The organism is Streptomyces sp. NPDC051173, assembly GCF_040689515.1.
In the GTDB taxonomy this organism is placed as follows: domain Bacteria; phylum Actinomycetota; class Actinomycetes; order Streptomycetales; family Streptomycetaceae; genus Streptomyces.
Map to the genome: position 1 here is coordinate 1 of NZ_JBFBBD010000176.1, position 1,359 is coordinate 1,359.

1 protein-coding gene is annotated in these 1,359 nt (G+C 69.2%); it reads right to left on the bottom strand.

What is annotated here, in order from left to right:
* Positions 1 to 187: 187 nt before the first annotated feature.
* Positions 188 to 994 carry a glycoside hydrolase family 16 protein gene (locus AB0435_RS34185; protein ID WP_366428743.1) on the bottom strand — a complete coding sequence of 269 codons (807 nt, stop codon included), beginning with the start codon at positions 992 to 994 and terminating at the stop codon, positions 188 to 190.
* Between the last annotated feature and the right edge of the window lie 365 nt (positions 995 to 1,359).

Consider the following 1,359-nt stretch of genomic DNA (forward strand, 5'->3'; position numbering starts at 1 on the left):
GACGATCTGCCCTATGTCGGCGACGAGTTCGGCACGAGCCTCCGCCAGCAGAGGCACCAGGTGTTCGGTCACGGCGGTGACGACCTCCTCGATGTCCTTCTTGCCGATGGTGGTGAAGCGGCCGATGAGTGCGTGGAGCTTGTCGACGAGCACAGACATGCGCATCTCCTGGTGGGTGAGGGCGTGGTCAGTTCCAGGTCCAGCCGCGGACGTAGTCGATGTCCATCTGGGCGGAGCTGTTGGGGGCGGCGTTCTCGCCGTTGAGGGCGGATTCGTTCTGGATGTCCCACGTCATGGGAATCGCTGGGACGCCTTTGGTGGTGTGGGCGGCCTGGGTGCCGTCGAGGTAGAACCGCAGGTCGCCCGGTCGCCATTCGATGACGGTGGTGTGCCAGGACGTCCACCGGGCTCCGGTGTCGACGTGGACCTGCTGGGCGCACGTCGACGGATGAGCGAACGCCGCGACTGTGGTGTCCCATTCGAGTTCCGGGAAATCGATCTCCGAACAGCCGTCGTTGTTCACCGGCCACAGCAGGTGCGCCGACTTGTAGCCGACGGCGGCCTTGCTGACGCGCCACCGCTCCTCGTACCGTCCGTACCGCTGCCCCATCAATGCCTTCGGCACCACCGTCGCCGAGTGGACGCCGCTCGTGGGGCCGCGCCACAGCCGGATATGCAGCTGCCCGCCGGAGACGGACAAGGTGGTGGCCGGGTCGTAGAAGCCGCCGACCGGATAGCCCCGCTGGGTCGCTGTGTCCGGCCAGCCCTTCGGATACGCCCACCAGGTGGCCCGCATCGCCCCCGAAAGGCCGGTGCAGTAGGCGCGGGGAGTGTCCGGGTGGTGGTTGCAGCCAGTGAACGATCCGGGCGGCACGGCGGTGTCGAAATCATCGGCGAACCGCAGGTGCCAGCCCGGCGCTGCCGGGTACGCGGGAGTGACGCTTCCAGCGAGCAGGGAGGCTGCGGCGACGACGATCGTGGCGAGACGGCGCATGGGCACCTCGCCTTCATCGGCCGGAGATCAGGCCGGCTGGACGGTGGTTGGGCTACTCGGCCCAGTACCGGCCGCCCGGGCGGTCCGCCCGACCGCGACGAGGCCGGGCGGACCGACGGGGTGTGCGCCGACGGGGGTCGAAAGGCGCACATCCCGGGCCTGCCCCCACATGGCAGGCACGGTTCCTCGCGGGCGGACCTGCCGCCATGGTGCTCCGGTCCGCGAGGAGATCAAGCGGCGTCGGTGATCCGGTGCCGGCCGACGACGGGCGGGGCGGGAGTCGGCGTGACGACGTTGCCGTCCTCGTCGCGAACAGCGGGGTTGATGTCCATGACGTTGTAGCGGGCGTTCTTGCCCTGGCCATA